Genomic DNA, 15760 nt, shown 5'->3' with positions numbered 1-15760 from the left:
CGTCCTAGGGTCGGCCGGTCAGGCGGCGGTGGGCTTCGAGGAGGGTCGCCTCGGGTCGGTTGAAGGCCACCCGCACGTACGGGTCGCCGTGCCGCGGGTCGGCGAAGAACGGGGTGGCCGGGGCCACCAGCACCCCGGTCCGCTCGGCCAGCTCGCGGGCGAACCGCGGGCTGGGCTCGTCGGTGAGGCCGGCGATCCCGGCCATCACGTAGATGCCGCCCCGGGGCGCGGAGCAGCTGAAGCCCGCTTCGGTGAGCGCCCGGACGGCGTGGTCACGCATGGTGCGCATCGACTCGGCCGGGTCCCAGCCGTCGTGCAGGGCCGGCCCGGCGTGCGCCATGGCGTGCTGCAGGGGCGCCGCGGCGCCGCCGGTGGTGGCGATGTGCACCTGGCGCAGCAGCCGGGTCCACGGCTCGGCGGCGCGCAGGTACCCCAGGCGCCAGCCGCTGACGGAGTGGCTCTTGGAGAAGCTGCCGAGCACGATGCTCCGCTCGGCGAGCCCGGGCACCTCGGCGGCCGAGCGGTGCCGGGCGCCGTCGTAGACGTACGGGGCGTACACCTCGTCGGAGACGGCGACCACGTCCCACGTGGCGCACTGCTCGGCGATCAGGTCCAGTTCCTCGTCGGTCAGCAGCCGGCCGGTCGGGTTGGCCGGGCTGTTGAGCACGATCGCCCTGGTGCGCGGGCCGAAGGCGGCGGTGAGCGCGGCCGGGTCGGGGGCCCAGTCCGGGCCCTGGGCGGGCACGAACCGCGGCACCCCGCCGGCCAGCGCGACGGCGCTGAGGAAGTTCTCGTAGAAGGGTTCCAGGAGGATGACCTCGTCGCCGGGGTCGACGGCGGCCAGCAGGGCCACCGCGAGCGCCTCGCTGGCGCCGGCGGTGACCGTCAGCTCGGTGGCCGGGTCGGGTCGGCCCGGCAGGGAGCACGCGATCCACTCGCGCAGCAGCGCGTTCCCGTCCGGGTTCTCGTACTGGTTCACGCCCTCGTGGAGCGCGTGCACGGCGTGCTTGATCAGCTCGGGCGGGGTGGCGGGCCACCCGGGGGTGCCGGCGGCGAGGTTCACCACGTCGCCGCCGGCCGCCTTGAGCAGCCCGACCAGGCCGCCGCCGGGGAGCCGGCGCACGCGCTCGGCCCCCAGCGGACGGCTGGTCGGGGTGGTGCGGGGGTGGGACGGGGTCACCGTGCTCCCCCCGCGGCGAACTCTGCGAACTCGGCCCCCGATCCCCGGGGGACGGTGGGGAGCCAGGACGGGCGGTTGCGCTCGTACGCCTCGATCAGCTCGCCGCGCCGTACGGTCAGTTCGATGGTGTCCAGGCCCTGCAGCAGCAGTTCCCGGGCCCGCTGCTCGGCTTCGAAGTCCCAGCTGCGGTCGCCCGCCCGGAGCTTCAGCTCCCGGAGGTCGACGGTGACGGCGAAGGCCGGGTCGCGCTCGGCCTCGGCCATCAGCTCCTCGACCACCTCCACCGGCTGGTCGACCGGGATCAGGCCGTTGTTCATGGCGTTGCGCCGGAAGATGTCGCCGAAGCCGGTGGCGACGACCGCGACGAAGCCGCCGTCCTTCAGCGCCCACACCGCGTGCTCCCGCGAGCTGCCGATGCCGAAGTTGCGGCCGGCCAGCAGGACGGTCGCCCCGGTGTGCTCCGGGCGGTTGAGGACGAACTCGGGCTCCTGGCGCCAGCGGGCGAACAGGGCGTCCTCGTAGCCGCTCTTGACGACGCGCTTGCAGAACTCGGCGGGGACGATCTGGTCGGTGTCGACGTCGTCGCGACGCAGCGCCACCGCCCGCCCGGTATGCGTGATCAGGGGTTGCATGGCCTCTCTCATTCCAGGTCGGCGGGAGCCGACAGCCGCCCGACCACCGCGGTCGCCGCGGCGACCACCGGCGACACCAGATGGGTGCGGGCGGTGGCTCCCTGCCGGCCCTCGTAGTTGCGGTTGGAGGTGGAAGCGGATCGCTGGGGCCCGGTGAGCCGGTCGGTGTTCATGCCCAGGCACATCGAGCAGCCGGGCAGCCGCCACTCGGCGCCCGCGTCGAGGAACACCTTGTCCAGGCCCTCCTCTTCGGCCTGTTCGCGCACCTGCACGGACCCGGGCACGACGAGCAGCCGCGTGGAGTCCGCGACGGTGCGGCCGCGCAGCACCCCGGCGGCGGCCCGCAGGTCCTCGATCCGGCCGTTGGTGCAGGAGCCGAGGAAGACCACGTCGATCGGGACGTCGCGCAGCGCGGTGCCCGGCTCCAGGGCCATGTACTCCAGCGCCCGCTCGGCCGCGGCCCGTTCGGCCTGGTCGGCGAAGGTCTCCGGGGCCGGCACCCGCTCGCTCAGCGGCACCGCCTGGCTGGGGTTGGTGCCCCAGGTCACCAGCGGGGACAGCCCGGACACGTCCAGTTCGACGGTCTTGTCGAACGCGGCGCCCTCGTCGGTGCGCAGCGTCCGCCAGTGGGCCACGGCGGCGTCCCAGTCCGCGCCGCTCGGCGCGTGCGGACGGCCCCGGAGGTAGTCGAAGGTGGTCTCGTCGGGGGCGACGAGACCGGCCCGGGCGCCCGCCTCGATGCTCATGTTGCACAGCGTCATGCGGGCTTCCATGGACAGCGCCCGGACGGCCGCGCCGCGGTACTCGATGACGTGGCCCTGCGCCCCGTTGGCCCCGATCCGCGCGATCAGGGCGAGGATCAGGTCCTTGGCGCCCACGCCCGGCGGGACGTCGCCGGTGAACTCCACCGCCATCGTCCTGGGCCGGCCGATGGCCAGGCACTGGGTGGCCAGCACGTGCTCGACGTCGCTGGTGCCGATGCCGAAGGCCAGCGCCCCGAAGGCGCCGTGGGTCGAGGTGTGGCTGTCGCCGCAGACGATCGCCATGCCGGGCTGCACGAGCCCCAGCTGCGGGCCGACCACGTGCACGATGCCCTGGCGGCGGTGGCCGAGCTGGTAGAGCTCGACGCCGTAGGTCTCGCAGTTGCGCCGCAGGGTGTCGATCTGGAGGCGGCTGACCGGGTCCTCGATGACGGTCGAGTCGGTCGGGACGTTGTGGTCCTCCAGCGCGACCGTCAGCTCCGGGCGCCGTACGGTGCGGCCGGTCAGCCGCAGGCCGTCGAACGCCTGCGGGGAGGTCGCCTCGTGGGTCAGGTGCAGGTCGATGTACAGCAGGTCGGGCTCGCCGTCGGACCGGTGCACGACGTGCGCGTCCCACAGCTTCTCGGCGAGGGTGAGGGGGGCCTTGGTCATCACGCGGGGGTCCCGATCGACTGGACGGCGAACCGCTCGGCCAGGCTAGCGCGCACGACGTGCAGTTCGTCGCATTCACCGCCGGTGCGGCTGGCGATGTACTCCTGGTAGAGCTCGTCCAGGAGCTCCGGGGTGGCGGGCACGGCGAGCTGCTCCAGCAGGTGCGCCAGGATGACGCGGCCGGAGTGGCGGCCGACGAGCATCGAGCGCTCCCGGCCCACCCGGGTGGGCTCCAGGTACTCGTAGGTCTCCGGGCGCGCCAGCATGCCGGCCTGGTGGATGCCGGCCTGGGTGGCGAAGGAGTACTGGCCGAAGATGGACTTGTTGCGCGGGGTCTCCATCGAGATCGCCCGGGCGAGCACCTGGTAGGCCTCGAAGAGGCGCTCGGTTCTGATGGTGGTGCTGAAGCCGTAGTGGCCGGCCTTGTACAGCAGGACGGCGGCGAGCTCCTCGAGGGCGGCGTTGCCCGCGCGCTCGCCGATGCCGCCGAGCGTCACCTGCATCTCGTCGGCACCGGCTTCGAGGCCGGCCAGGGTGTTGGCGACGGCGAGGCCGAAGTCGTCGTGGCAGTGGACGGAGAGCACGGTCTCGTCCGGGATCCACTGGCGCACCGTGTGGGTGAGGTCGGCGAACTCGGCCGGAACCATGCAGCCGGAGGTCTCGCCCAGGGCGATCGTCGTGGCGCCCGACTCCATCACGATCTCGCAGTAGCCGCGCAGCAGGTCGTGCTCACCGCGGCTGGCGTCCTCGACGCCGACCGAGATGTCGGTGACGCCGAGTTCCTTCGCGGCCTTGATGGCCCCGCGGACCTCGGAGTACGCCTGCTCGCGGGTGATGCCGCGCTTGTGCTCCAGGTGCAGGTCGCTGCCGGTGACCAGGAGCTGGATCTGGTGCCGCTCGGTGCCGCCGGCCTCGACGGCGATCTCCACGTCCTTGGGCACCGACCGGCAGAACGAGGCGAGCCTGGTCTCCTTGCGGAGCTGGTCGGACATCATCCGGGTCGCCTTGAAGTCCGTCGGCGAGGCCGCCGGGAAGCCGGTCTCGATGACGTCGACGCCCAGGCTCTCGATCGCGAGCGCCACGTCGAGTTTCTGCTCTGCCGTCATGGCGTTTCCGGGCGCCTGCTCGCCGTCGCGGAGCGTGGTGTCGAACACGGAAATGCGGCGGGTCTCTCCAGTTTTCGTGACCACCTGTAAGGCCTTCCCCCATTACCGCCGGCGCGGTCGTCCAGTATTCGCCTCGGCGACAACGGTGATCTGTGGAAATGGGTGCCGGAACCGCGGCGCGGAAACCGGCATGCCGACTTGTCGGAATGCTCGGGGGAACTCCCCGTCACCCTGAGCACACCCTTGATTTAAGATCACCCCGCCGGACGTCGCTACGTCTTTTCGCAGTGACCGAATAGCCCTGGTCGAATCGTGTTCGAGGAGTTCCGGCGAGGCCGTCGCACGGGCGTTCGGCGGCGGCCGCGGAGGGGCGCCGGCCCGGCCGCGGGGTGCAGAGAACTGCACCTCGGGACGGCAGGGAACCCGACTGTCAGGGCCGCTCCGCCGGGTTAGCCTCGAAGAGCAGCGGGCGACCAGCCGCTGACCTTCACCTTCCACCCCTCAGGCGAACAGGAAATGCGATGTCTGGATGGCGACCCCAAAAAGAACGTCCGCTGTGGCCCTGGGTGTTGCTCGCCATCGTGGTGGTGGGCGTCTGCATCAACGTGACGCTCAGCCTGGCGTAGCACCCCGCGCAGTCCGTACGACGGCCGGGGCCGGCCGACTCCCCAGCCGCCCCCGCGCGCCGTCCCGTCGGCATGCCGCGAACGAGGCGACGGCTCTCCCCCGGCCGTCGGCCTCCGCGGCGTGCCGCGGTTTCCCGTGAGTGCGCACGCCGGCGGACGGGACGCCGATCGCGTCCCGTCCGCCGCCGCCCCCGCTCAGGCGATGAGCTGCTCGCGCAGGAGGGCGTTGCCCAGCGGGGTGAGCGTGTGCGTCACCGTGTTGAAGGACCTCAGGGTCGTCACCAGCCCGGCACCCCGCAGGATGGACGCGTGCTGGCTGGCCGCCGCCACGGAGATGCCCACCCGGTTGCCGAGCTCGGTGGTGCTGCAGCTGTCGGCGAGGGCCCGCAGGACGGCGGCCCGGGTGCGGCCCAGCAGGGCGCCGAGCGCGTTGTCCTGGGCCGGGTCGTCCGCCCACATGGCGGCCATCCACTTCTGCTTCACCGGGATCGGGTAGACCAGCACCGGCGTGCCGGCCCCCGACGAGGCGTTCAGGAGGACGGGCGCCCGCGAGTGCAGGAAGAGCGAGGGCGCCAGCAGCAGCCCGTCGTCACCGATCCTCAGCTCTCCGTCCGTGCCGGGGACTTCGAGGACGGGTGAGTCCCAGTGCACGGCGGGGTGCAGGGTGCTGAGCACCTTCTCCATGCCGCCGCTGAGCATGACCTGGCCGCGGGCCGCGCGGTCGATGGCGAGCCGGCCGCCGATGCGCTGCCAGTAGGGCGCGATCGCGTGCCGGTAGAACTCCCTGACCTCCCGGAGGATCCGGGCGCCGGATTCACCCGACTGCCCCTCGGGAGCGCTTTCCCGGCCGATCGCGCGTCTGACGATGTCATGGATGTCCGGGAGCGGGCGCAGGGTCGGTGTCAGCTTGAAAAGGGCCCGGAGACCAGGTGAGGCCAGGGCGTGCGCCCGCCATGGCGCGAATTCCTGGCTACCTCTTCCGGAACCCAACAATTCCAGTGCGAGAAGCGTCTCCACGAGCTCTTCCGGCTCATCCAGGATTCGCGTCTTCGCGAGACTCGCAGACGACAGTATAAGGCGTGTCACTCTCCCACCCCCGTATATGGCAAACGACAGCTCTGCGCTTCTTCCGATCTGCTGTGAGTTAACCTTTCTGCAGCCACCACTCCACCGCGAAGCAACCCCTCTGCCGGACGGCGGAGGGGTTGAACGGGTCGAGTCGGCCGACTGAACCGGCGACCATCGACGATCCACTGGGAATCTTCACAATGTGAACGTTCCTACCAGGTGACGTGATTCGTCCACAAGTTGATCTGTGCATGCTTCCACGGCCTCTCACGGTAGGTCAACAACCCCACTGTGCACGCCAGTTGACCATGGCGGACAGGTGGAGAAGCATGAACAGATTCGGCCACAAAGGGATTGCCGGGTTCCGGGTTTTCGCTCAGCGAACCCTAGCCCGGCCCGACGGACGGGGCAGGGGGGTGGGCTGCCGTCTTGGGGTGCAGAAAACTGCCCCTGGACACCCGGAGCCGTCCGCGCCCCGGCTCTATCGACCGCCCCTGACCTGTGTTGTTTCACCCCACCTAAAAAACGTGGCGGCCCGCAGCGGTGCGGAGGCAGGCTGGCAGAGGTCCTCCTCTCCGAGCGTTGGCAGCGGCATGCCCGGACCCGCCGCACCCCGGAACGAAAGGAACACCTCCACCGTGTCGAACCCCTTCGAGGACCCCGACGGCCGCTTCCTGGTGCTGGTCGACGACGAGGGCCGGCACTCGCTGTGGCCCGCCGCCCTGCCGGCTCCCGCGGGCTGGCGAACCGCCCACCCCGAGGACGACCGCCAGTCCTGTCTCGACTACGTCGAGCAGCACTGGACCGACCTGCGCCCCCGCAGCCTGGCCGGGGCGATCGACCCCCGGACCGAGTCCTGACGCCGGGCCGACTCCCGGCCCCGGCCGCCCTGTTCGGCCTCGACCTCGGCCTCGACTTCGACCCCGATCGCTGAACCGCCCCGGACCCGCCGCCATCGCGGCACAGCCACCCAGGGCCGACAGGCCACCGGCCGGAAGCCCCTTCCTCCGCTCCGGGCCCGCCGGTGGCTCACGCCGACGCATCAGCCCCGGAGGGCCGGCCCCGATCTTCCGACAGGCCGTCAGGAACCGCTCCACCACGGCCAGTCCGGCAACGGCGGGGAGAGCCGGGCACGACCGCGCCTTCCACCGCAGGCCCCGCGCACCTCGACGTACCCGACGGCCTCCGGCGTCGGCACCGATGACCAGGACCACGGTCCCGGCCCGGGGCGCCTCCCGGAGTCTGCTCCCGGGCGCGGTCTCGTTCCGCGTGCGGACGAACTCCCCCGCCCCCGAATGGTCCTCTTGATGAAGGCCGGGAATCACCCGCGCCATTCATCGGAGGGGTCCATTCGTGAACGAGCACGCACAGCACAGCCGCTTCCCGCTCTCCCGCCGGAGCGGCCGGCACCGGGCGATGGCGGTCGTGACCGCCATCGCCGCCGGGGTCGTGACGGCCGGGGCGCTGGCGCCGACCGCGGCGTTCGCGGGCGGAAAGCCGGACACCGTCCAGGCCGGCCTGAACACGCTGGTGAAGGACGACGGCGTGCCCGCCGCGCTGGCCTCCGTCAAGGGCCGCGACGGCCGCACCCGCACCTACACCGCCGGCGTCGGCGACCTCACCACCCGGACCAAGGTCCCCATGGACGGGCAGATACGGATCGGCAGCAACACCAAGCCCTTCACCGCCGTCGTCGTCCTCCAGCTCGTCGCCGAAGGAAAGGTCGGCCTGGACTCCCCCGTCGACACCTACCTCCCCGGCCTGCTGCGCGGCGACGGCATCGACGGCCGCGCCATCACCGTCCGCCAGCTGCTCCAGCACACCAGCGGCCTGCCCGAGTACGTGAACAAGGACATGATCCTCTCCGGGCCGACGCGGTACTACGAGCCGCGTGAGCTGCTCGACCTGGCCCTCGCCCAGAAGGCCCACTTCGCCCCGGGCGCGCGCTGGGAGTACAGCAACACCAACTACCTGATGGCGGGCCTGATCATCCAGAAGGTCACCGGGCGGCCGCTCGGCGAGGAGATCAACCGGCGCATCGTCGACCGCATCGGCCTGCGCCACACCTACTTCCCCACCCCTGGCGACATGAGCATCCGCGAGGCCCACCCCAAGGGCTACCACCAGGAGGCCGACGGCTCGTTCCGCGAGTACACCGAACTGGACCCGTCCTGGGGCTGGGCGGCGGGCGCCGCCATCTCCACCAACAGCGATCTCAACGCGTTCTTCGGCGCGCTCCTCGGCGGCCGGCTCCTGCCCGCGGCGCAACTCGCCGAGATGCGCACCACCGTCCCCGCCGAGGGAATGGCTCCGGGCATCGGCTACGGACTGGGCCTGATGAGCATGCCACTGTCCTGCGGCGGTGTGTACTGGGGCCACGGCGGGACCATTCCGGGCTACGAGAGCGCGGGGGGCGCCACCGACGACGGCCGCGCCATCAGCCTCACAGTGACCATGATCCCGGGCGAGACGGTCAAGAAGCACGTGGGGGCCACCGTGGACTCCGCCCTGTGCCGCTGACCCTCCCCCGATCCGGCCTGAGCATCCGCGCCGGAACGAGCAGCGGGTTCTGCGCGCACCTGCGCGCAGAACCCGCCCTCCCCACCGATTCCCCTTCGCAGCACAGGAGTTCCTCCGTGAACGAGCACGTACAGCACGACCGCGCCGACCGGCGCCGCCACGACGGGCGCGGCCGGCGCGGGTTGGCGGCGGCCGTGGCCTCCCTGGCCGTCGGCGTCGTGGCGGCCTCGGCGGTGACACCCACCGCGGCGGTCGCCGGCGGCAGGCCGGACACCGTCCAGGCGAGCCTGAACGCGCTGGTGAAGGACGACGGCATGCCCGCCGCGCTGGCCTCCGTCAAGGGCCGCGACGCCCGCACCCGCACCTACACCGCCGGCGTCGGCGACCTCGCCACCGGAGCCAAGGTCCCCATGGACGGACAGATCCGCGCCGGAAGCAACACCAAGACCTTCACCGCCGTCGTCGTCCTCCAGCTCGTCGCCGAAGGAAAGGTGAGCCTGGACTCCCCCGTCGACACCTACCTCCCCGGCCTGCTGCGCGGCGACGGCATCGACGGACGCGCCATCACCGTCCGCCAGCTGCTCCAGCACACCAGCGGCCTGCCCGACTACATGGAGGACCCGTCGGTCTCGGACTTCGCCACGATCCAGTACCGCTACTTCGAGCCCCGCGACCTCCTCGACGGCGCCCTCGCCCTGAAGGCCCGCTTCCCCGCGGGCGCCAAGTTCGAGTACAGCAACACCAACTACATCGTCGCCGGACTCCTCGTCCAGAAGGTCACCGGCCGGCCCGTCGGCGAGGAGATCACCAAGCGCGTCATCGACCGCATCGGCCTGCGCCACACCTACTTCCCCACGCCCGGGGACATGAGCATCCACGAGGCCCACCCGCACGGCTACTACCGCAGCTCGCCGGACGCGGCTCTGGTCGACTACACCGAGGCGGACTCCTCGGCGGCCTGGGCGACGGGGGCGATCGTCTCCACCAACACCGACCTCATCTCGTTCTACACCGCGCTCCTCGGCGGCCGGCTCCTGCCCGCGGCCCAGCTCGCCGAGATGCGCACCACCGTCCCCGCCGAGCTCCTGGGCCCGGGGGTCCGCTACGGGCTGGGCCTGCAGAGCAAGCCGCTCTCCTGCGGCGGCGTCCTCTGGGGCCACGGCGGGACCACCGCGAGCTACCGCTCCCGCAACGGGGTCACCGACGACGGCCGCGCCGCCGCCATCACGGTCACCACCGTCCCGGGCGAGGTCGCCGCGCAGCACATGGCGGACGCCCTGGACGCGGCCCTCTGCCACTGACCCGCCCCTCGGGTCGCCTGACCCACCCCTCGGGTGGGGCGCACGGCCATGCCCCGGCAGTCACGGAACGTCGGACGACTCCGTGACCGCCGGGGCCTTTGCCCGCTCTCCCCCCGCCCTCTGCGCGACCTGCCGGCCGAGCGCCGACCCGACCCGGTCCGACCCGACCCGACCCGACCCGGTCCGGTCAGGTCCGAACCCCGTCCGGCCCGAACCCCGTCCGGCCCGCTTCAGCCCGCCGGGTTCGCGCCCCGGGCCTCCACCAGGCCCGACTCGTAGGCCGCGATCACCGCCTGGGCGCGGTCGCGGACATTCAGCTTGGCGAAGATGCTGGTGATGTAGTTCTTGACCGTGGAGACGCTGATGCCCATCGCCGACGCGATCTCGGCGTTGTCGAGCCCGGTGGCCAGCAGGTGCCACACCTCGACCTCACGCGGCGTCAGCTCACCGAAGTGGGACACCGGCACCGGCGACGGCGTCCGCGGCAGGCGGGGCGTGGTGACGTAGGTGGAGATCAGCCGGGTGAGCAGGCGCGGCGCCACCGCCGCCTCCCCGGTGTGCACGGTGCGCACGGCCGCCGAGAGCTCCTCCGGCGAGACGTCCTTGGGCAGGAACCCGGAGGCGCCGGCCCGCAGCGCGGCCACCACGTACTCGTCCATGTCGAAGGTGCTCAGCGCCAGGACCCGGCACTCGGGCAGCTCCCGCGCGATCCGCTCGGTCGCCTGGACGCCGTCGAGAACCGGCATCCGGATGTCCATCACCACAACGTGCGGCCGGTGCAGGTGCGCGAGGTCGACCGCTCGCTGCCCGTCGTCCGCCTCGGCCACCACCTCGAACGCCGGGTCCGGCCCCAGGATCAGGGCCAGGCCCCGCCGCACCAGCGGCTGGTCGTCCGCGATCAGCACCCTGATCCGCTCCGGGGTTCCCGTCATCCGAGTCGTTCCTCTCCGCCGGCCGGCGCCACCGGCAGGCTGGCCACCACCCGGAAGCCACCTCCGTCGACCCCGCCGGCCACCAAGCTGCCGCCCTGCAGCGCGACGCGTTCACGCATGCCGATCAGACCGTACCCGGAGCGGCCCGCCCCCGGTGCGGCCGCACCACCCGCCCCCGCCAGGGCTCCCACCAGGGCGTCGGCCGGCACGGCGGCGCCGTTGTCGGACACCTCGACGGTGACCCGGTCCGGGTGGTACGTCAGCAGGACCCGTGCCTGGGCCGGGCCGGCGTGCTTGCGGGTGTTGGTGAGGGACTCCTGGACGATCCGGAACACCGCCAGGCCGGTGCTCGGCGGCAGCGGACGCTCCTCCCCCCGGACGGCGAACTCCGTGGGCAGACCGGCCCTGCGGGACTCCTCGACGAGCCCTTCGAGGTGCCCGACACCTGGCTGCGGCGCGGCCGGAACACCGTCCGCCTCCTCCAGCGCGTCGCCGGCCCGGAGCACGTCGAGCAGCTGGCGCATCTCGCGCAGCGCCATCCGCCCGGAGCCCTCCAGCGTGACCAGAGCGTCGCGCACCACCTCGGTGTCACGCCCGAGGTTCGCCCGGGCACCGCCGGCCATCAGCTGCATGGTGGTGATGTGGTGGGCCACGATGTCGTGCAGCTCCCGTGCGATGCGGCGCCGTTCCTGCGCCACCGCGCGGTCGGCCAGCAGCCTGCGCCTGACCTCCACCTCCTGCTGCCAGCGCTTCAGCACCTCGGCGGCGAGGATGACCAGCGCCGCGGCGAGCACGTTGGCCGCCACGTCCCCCACCGGAGGGGGCAGCGGGTGCCCCGGGCCCACCAGGGGCACGGCGACCGCCGCCAGGCCGGCCGGCGCCGCCACCGCGAGGCCGCGGGAGCGGGCCACCGCGAACAGCGCGACGCACAGCGTGCAGTTGAAGTGGTGCGGCACCGGCCCGCTCAGGTTCAGTGCCAGACCGAGCACCAGCACGACCGCCAGTGACGCCAGCGGGTAGCGGCGCCTGGTGAGCAGCGGCATGGCCGCCAGTACGAGCAGGACCAGCGCGGTCAGGGCGACCGGCCGGCTTCCGTCCGGACCGCCGACCGTGTAGCCGAGGAGGTCCAGGACGGCCGCGCCGACGGCCAGCAGCGCGTCACCGGCCGTCCAGGGCAGGCCGTCGGTTCTCGGCGCCGGCGGCGGGGGCTCGTGGTGCGTCGACATGCTGGTGCTGGTCCTTTCTGTGGCCGGTCGGCGCCGGCCTCCGCCCGTTCACCGTGACCGTCGTCCGTCCTGCGTGAGCCGCGTTCCCTGTGCGGCGTTCCCTGTGCCCTGAGCCGTGTGCGCTGAGCCGTGTGCCGTGAGCACTGAGCCCTGAGCGCTGAGCCCTGAGCCGTGAGGTGAGCCGGATCCCGGGTGCCGGGTGCCGGGTGCCGGTCCCGCGACGGTCCGAGGCCCCCCGGGGGAAAGCCTTCGCGGCCCATTCTCGCAGCGGCGCCCGGACCCGGGCCCGTACCCCGGACCGATCCCCGACCAGGCCCCTGGTCCTGGTCGGGGCCGCGTACCGGGCCCCGGTCCCGACCGCCTTCTCCTCCCCCGCTCGGACGAGAACGCCCGGTACGCCGTGATGGTCTGGAGACGTGCCGGAACTCCCCGGCTGAAGCACCGAAGCCGGAGGACATCGTGATCCGCGCCCTGACCGGATTCTCCACCAGGAATCCGTGGAAGGTGATCGCCGTATGGGCGGTCCTGGGAATGCTCCTGACCGTCCTGAGCCAAACCTTGATCTACCGGGTGACCGCAACGCAGACGGCCGACTTCCTGCCGAAGAGCTACGACTCGGCCGCCGCCATGCAGATCGCCCACGACCGCTTCGGGACGAAGCCCGACGCCAACCCGGTGACCGTCCTGGTCGCGCGGACCGACGGCCGGGCCCTGACCCCCGCGGACCGCGAGCAGATCGACGCCGGGGCGAAGCGGCTGAGCCGCCTCAAGGTCACCATGCCCAAGACCAAGGACGCGGCTCCCCTCCAGCGGGACTACTCGCAGGTCCCCGAGGTCGGTCCGGCCATGGCGGCACCCGACGGAACCTTCCAGCTGCTCTCCGTCAACCTCACCGGCAACCCCGCCGACCCGGGCCTGGAGAACACCTTCCGGGCGTTCCGGGACAACGCCAGGGCGGAGTTCGCCGCCCAGGGCCTGCGCACCGGATTCACCGGCATGCTCCCCGACCAGATCGACGCCGCCGACGACGGGAAGACCCTCAAGATCATCGCCTCCGTCGGCTCCTTCGCGCTGATCGTGCTGCTCCACGTCCTCGTGTTCCGCAGCGTCCTGGCCGCCCTGCTGCCGCTGATCGCGGTGACCCTCATCGGCGGCGTGGCCGCCGGCGCGGTCGTGGGCGCCGCGCTGCTCACCGGCATCAAGCTCGACGCCTCCGTCCCGAGCCTCATCAGCGTGGTGCTCCTCGGCATCGGCGTCGACTACTTCCTGTTCCTGATGTTCCGCTTCCGCGAGCAGTTGCGGGCCCGGCCCGACCGCCACCACCGCGCCACCGCCGCCGAGGTCAGCCAGAAGGTCGGCACCGCGATCACCTCGGCCGCGCTGACCATCGTCGCCGCCTTCGCCACCCTCGGCGTCGCCGGCTTCGGTCAGTTCCGGATACTCGGCCCGGCCGTCGCGATCTCGGTCCTGGTCATGCTGCTGGCCAGCCTCACCCTGATGCCCGCCCTGCTCGCCGCCTGCGGACGCAAGCTCTTCTGGCCCTCCCGCTCCCTCGACGCCGAACCCCGCGCCGGCGCCGCGGCCCGGTTCGCCGACCTGGTGACCCGCCGGCCGCTGACCATGGTCGTCGCCTCGCTCGCCCTCCTGGGCGCCCTGGCCGGCGGGCTGGCCGGGATCAAGATGGACTACGGCGTCGGCGGCGGCGGCCCGCGCACCGCGTCCCAGACCACCGCCCTCGAAATCGCCCGCGCGCTGCCCGCCGGTGTGGCGGACCCGACCAGCGTCTACGTCGAGACCAAGAACGCCGCCCCCCTCTCCCCGGGCGCACTCGACGGCCTGACCCAGCACCTCACCCGGGTCGCCGGCGTCGGCCAGGTGGCCGCGCCGGTCCTGAACGACAGCCGACAGGCCGCGCGGATCGACCTCTTCCTCACCGAGGACTCGCAGTCCCAGAAGGCCCGCGACCTGGTCTCCGGCCCGATCCGCGCCGCCGTCGCCCAGAACACGCCCGCCGAACTGAACGCGCACGTCGGCGGCACCCCGGCCATCTTCGCCGACGTCTCCACCGCCGCCGGGCGCGACCTCCGGCTGGTCTTCCCGGTCGCGGCGGCACTGATCGCGGTGATCCTCCTCCTGCTGCTGCGCAGCCTGCTGGCGCCGGTCGTCCTGATGCTCTCCGTCGGCCTCGGCTTCGCGGCCACCCTCGGCGCGGCCGCCCTGACGTTCCAGCACGCGATGGACAAGCCGGGCGTCAACTTCATGCTGCCCCTGGTCCTGTTCCTGTTCGTGGTCGCGCTCGGCACCGACTACAACATCCTGATCAGCGACCGGATCCGGGAGGAGATGGAACACCCCGGACCGCCCCGGGCAGCGGTCGCTCGCGCCCTGCGGCACACCGCCCCGGCCATCGCGACGGCGGGCCTCGTCCTGGCCGGCTCCTTCGCCAGCCTCGCGGTCACCCCGCAACCCTCCACCCAGCAGATCGGCTTCGCCACCGCACTCGGCATCCTGCTCTCCGCGTTCCTGCTGTCCATCGTGCTGGTGCCCGCCCTGGCCGCGGTCCTCGGCCGCAGCCTGTGGTGGCCCCTGCGCCCCGGACGCACCACCCCCCGGCCCACCCCCCAGCAGCACACGGACACACCGCCCGCGCCCCAGTGGCCCACGCCGCCCCACCAGGACGGCTACCCCTCCCCCTACCCCTACCCCCAGCCGTACGCGCCGCAGGAGGACCACGGCACGGACCACACCTGGGCCCGACCGAGCCACCACCCGTAGAACGCGACCGGGTAGCACCCACGCGGAAAGTGCCTTCCCGCCGGTACGGACGAGCCACACCGTCCCGGCCCGGAAGGCACTTCCGCATGCGGCGCCCGGGCAGCCTCCGTCAGCCGGCACGCGCCGCGGTCAGGGGTTCCCGGGGCTCACCCCGGAAGACCTGCTCGGCATGCCACCGCCGGTGCCGTCCCGCGACCGACGGAACCCCCGCCTGCGGACCGACGACCAACCGGCCGGCCGACCCGGGCTCCCCGCCACCCCCTCGGTCTCGACCGGATCCAGGTCGAGACCAACCGCCTCGCACAGGTCGGTCTGCAGCGACGACGGGAAGTGGAAGTCCACAAGCACCCGCACCAGACGCCCCAGGAGCGCCGGCTCCTTCCTCAGCGCCGCACGCAACTCGGGCGCGAGCGATCCCCCTACGCGCCTTGACCCACCGTGCCGACCAGCGGACCGTCAGCCCCCGAGGTCGGCCACAGCACGAATCGGGGGCGTTCGATCTACTGGAAGCGTGCTGTGACGGTGCCTTCGAGTGGGACGGGCTCTGGGGCCGATGGCGTCCCCAGAGCCGGATCAAGCCATGGCTTCGCGCGACCCGGGAGAAGCTCCGCTCCCCGACCCCCGCCACCGATCTGCCCAGGCGGTAGAATCACTGCGCTGCGCACCTTCCCGGAGGGTACGAGGCCTAGGTTCCGTGCGCCCTCAACAGGCGGAGATTGACGAATGGTTGTGCCCGTCAGGTGGTCAACATCTGACGTGAGCGTGGTTACCCGGTAGGGTGCCCCCTGCCATTTCCGATATCACTACCTGGGGATGGCCGCATGACCTCGATCGAGTACAAGCCTGCGCGTCGTGGATGGATCCGCAAGATCCTCACCGACATCGTCGTCGGAGTCGCCTCCAACATACTGGTGGCGGCGCTGACCTCGATGGCGCACCTGCTCTTCTGACGCAGGTCAGTGGCGGGCCCGGCGAGCCCGCC

The 15760-nt window shown here is 72.4% G+C and carries 12 protein-coding genes and 1 pseudogene; 5 read left to right on the top strand and 8 right to left on the bottom strand.

Features of this window, described 5'->3' with window-relative positions:
* Positions 1 to 4: 4 nt before the first annotated feature.
* From ACWD4P_RS13570 to ACWD4P_RS13550, 5 genes are all read right to left on the bottom strand, one after another.
* Positions 5 to 1180 (bottom strand): pyridoxal phosphate-dependent aminotransferase, encoded by a 1176-nt coding sequence (locus ACWD4P_RS13570; RefSeq protein ID WP_449779704.1) that lies wholly within the window; start codon positions 1178 to 1180, stop codon positions 5 to 7.
* Positions 1177 to 1812, bottom strand: coding sequence for a 3-isopropylmalate dehydratase small subunit (gene leuD / locus ACWD4P_RS13565; RefSeq protein WP_449779703.1), 636 nt, complete (start codon positions 1810 to 1812; stop codon positions 1177 to 1179). Before leuD ends, ACWD4P_RS13570 begins: the two co-directional genes overlap by 4 nt.
* A gap of 8 nt (positions 1813 to 1820) precedes the next feature.
* Positions 1821 to 3224: a 3-isopropylmalate dehydratase large subunit gene (gene leuC / locus ACWD4P_RS13560; protein ID WP_359816908.1), complete on the bottom strand. Its 1404-nt coding sequence runs from the start codon at positions 3222 to 3224 to the stop codon at positions 1821 to 1823.
* The gene (locus tag ACWD4P_RS13555) at positions 3224 to 4378 is read right to left on the bottom strand and encodes a LeuA family protein (RefSeq protein WP_359816906.1); all 1155 of its coding nucleotides are present in this window, start codon (positions 4376 to 4378) and stop codon (positions 3224 to 3226) included. The genes leuC and ACWD4P_RS13555 overlap by 1 nt, the downstream gene beginning before the upstream one ends.
* A 773-nt stretch (positions 4379 to 5151) precedes the next feature.
* Positions 5152 to 5973: an ArsR/SmtB family transcription factor gene (locus ACWD4P_RS13550; protein WP_359816905.1), complete on the bottom strand. Its 822-nt coding sequence runs from the start codon at positions 5971 to 5973 to the stop codon at positions 5152 to 5154.
* A 689-nt stretch (positions 5974 to 6662) separates the two neighbouring features.
* Here ACWD4P_RS13550 and ACWD4P_RS13545 point away from each other — a divergent pair.
* The 3 genes from ACWD4P_RS13545 to ACWD4P_RS13535 all read left to right on the top strand — a co-directional run bounded on the left by ACWD4P_RS13545 (position 6663) and on the right by ACWD4P_RS13535 (position 9845).
* The gene (locus tag ACWD4P_RS13545; RefSeq protein ID WP_359816903.1) at positions 6663 to 6884 is read left to right on the top strand and encodes an MbtH family protein; all 222 of its coding nucleotides are present in this window, start codon (positions 6663 to 6665) and stop codon (positions 6882 to 6884) included.
* 556 nt (positions 6885 to 7440) lie between these two features.
* A complete protein-coding gene (locus ACWD4P_RS13540) occupies positions 7441 to 8544 on the top strand; it encodes a serine hydrolase domain-containing protein (protein WP_449779722.1) in 1104 nt (367 codons plus the stop codon).
* Between the two features lie 116 nt (positions 8545 to 8660).
* A complete protein-coding gene (locus ACWD4P_RS13535; protein ID WP_449779702.1) occupies positions 8661 to 9845 on the top strand; it encodes a serine hydrolase domain-containing protein in 1185 nt (394 codons plus the stop codon).
* Between the two features lie 230 nt (positions 9846 to 10075).
* Here ACWD4P_RS13535 and ACWD4P_RS13530 read toward each other — a convergent pair whose 3' ends face one another.
* Together ACWD4P_RS13530 and ACWD4P_RS13525 are read right to left on the bottom strand one after the other, a co-directional pair.
* Entirely contained in the window at positions 10076 to 10777 is a 702-nt protein-coding gene (locus ACWD4P_RS13530) for a response regulator (RefSeq protein WP_449779701.1), read from the bottom strand.
* Complete coding sequence (locus ACWD4P_RS13525) at positions 10774 to 12003, bottom strand: sensor histidine kinase (protein ID WP_449779700.1); 1230 nt, start codon at positions 12001 to 12003, stop codon at positions 10774 to 10776. The genes ACWD4P_RS13530 and ACWD4P_RS13525 overlap by 4 nt, the downstream gene beginning before the upstream one ends.
* A gap of 570 nt (positions 12004 to 12573) precedes the next feature.
* On the opposite strand from ACWD4P_RS13525, the gene ACWD4P_RS13520 reads away from it, so the two are divergent.
* Positions 12574 to 14778 (top strand): MMPL family transporter, encoded by a 2205-nt coding sequence (locus ACWD4P_RS13520; protein ID WP_449779699.1) that lies wholly within the window; start codon positions 12574 to 12576, stop codon positions 14776 to 14778.
* Between the two features lie 186 nt (positions 14779 to 14964).
* Here the strand turns inward: ACWD4P_RS13520 and ACWD4P_RS13515 are convergent.
* A pseudogene (locus tag ACWD4P_RS13515) lies at positions 14965 to 15195 on the bottom strand (phosphorothioated DNA-binding restriction endonuclease); the annotation flags it as partial.
* A gap of 404 nt (positions 15196 to 15599) precedes the next feature.
* On the opposite strand from ACWD4P_RS13515, the gene ACWD4P_RS13510 reads away from it, so the two are divergent.
* A complete protein-coding gene (locus ACWD4P_RS13510; RefSeq protein ID WP_449779698.1) occupies positions 15600 to 15728 on the top strand; it encodes a DUF6408 family protein in 129 nt (42 codons plus the stop codon).
* Positions 15729 to 15760 lie beyond the last annotated feature (32 nt).

The sequence above is a fragment of the Kitasatospora sp. NPDC002543 genome (genome assembly GCF_053594915.1).
The sequence above is the reverse complement of the archived record's forward strand: the minus strand, read 5'-3'. Positions and strand labels throughout refer to the sequence as shown.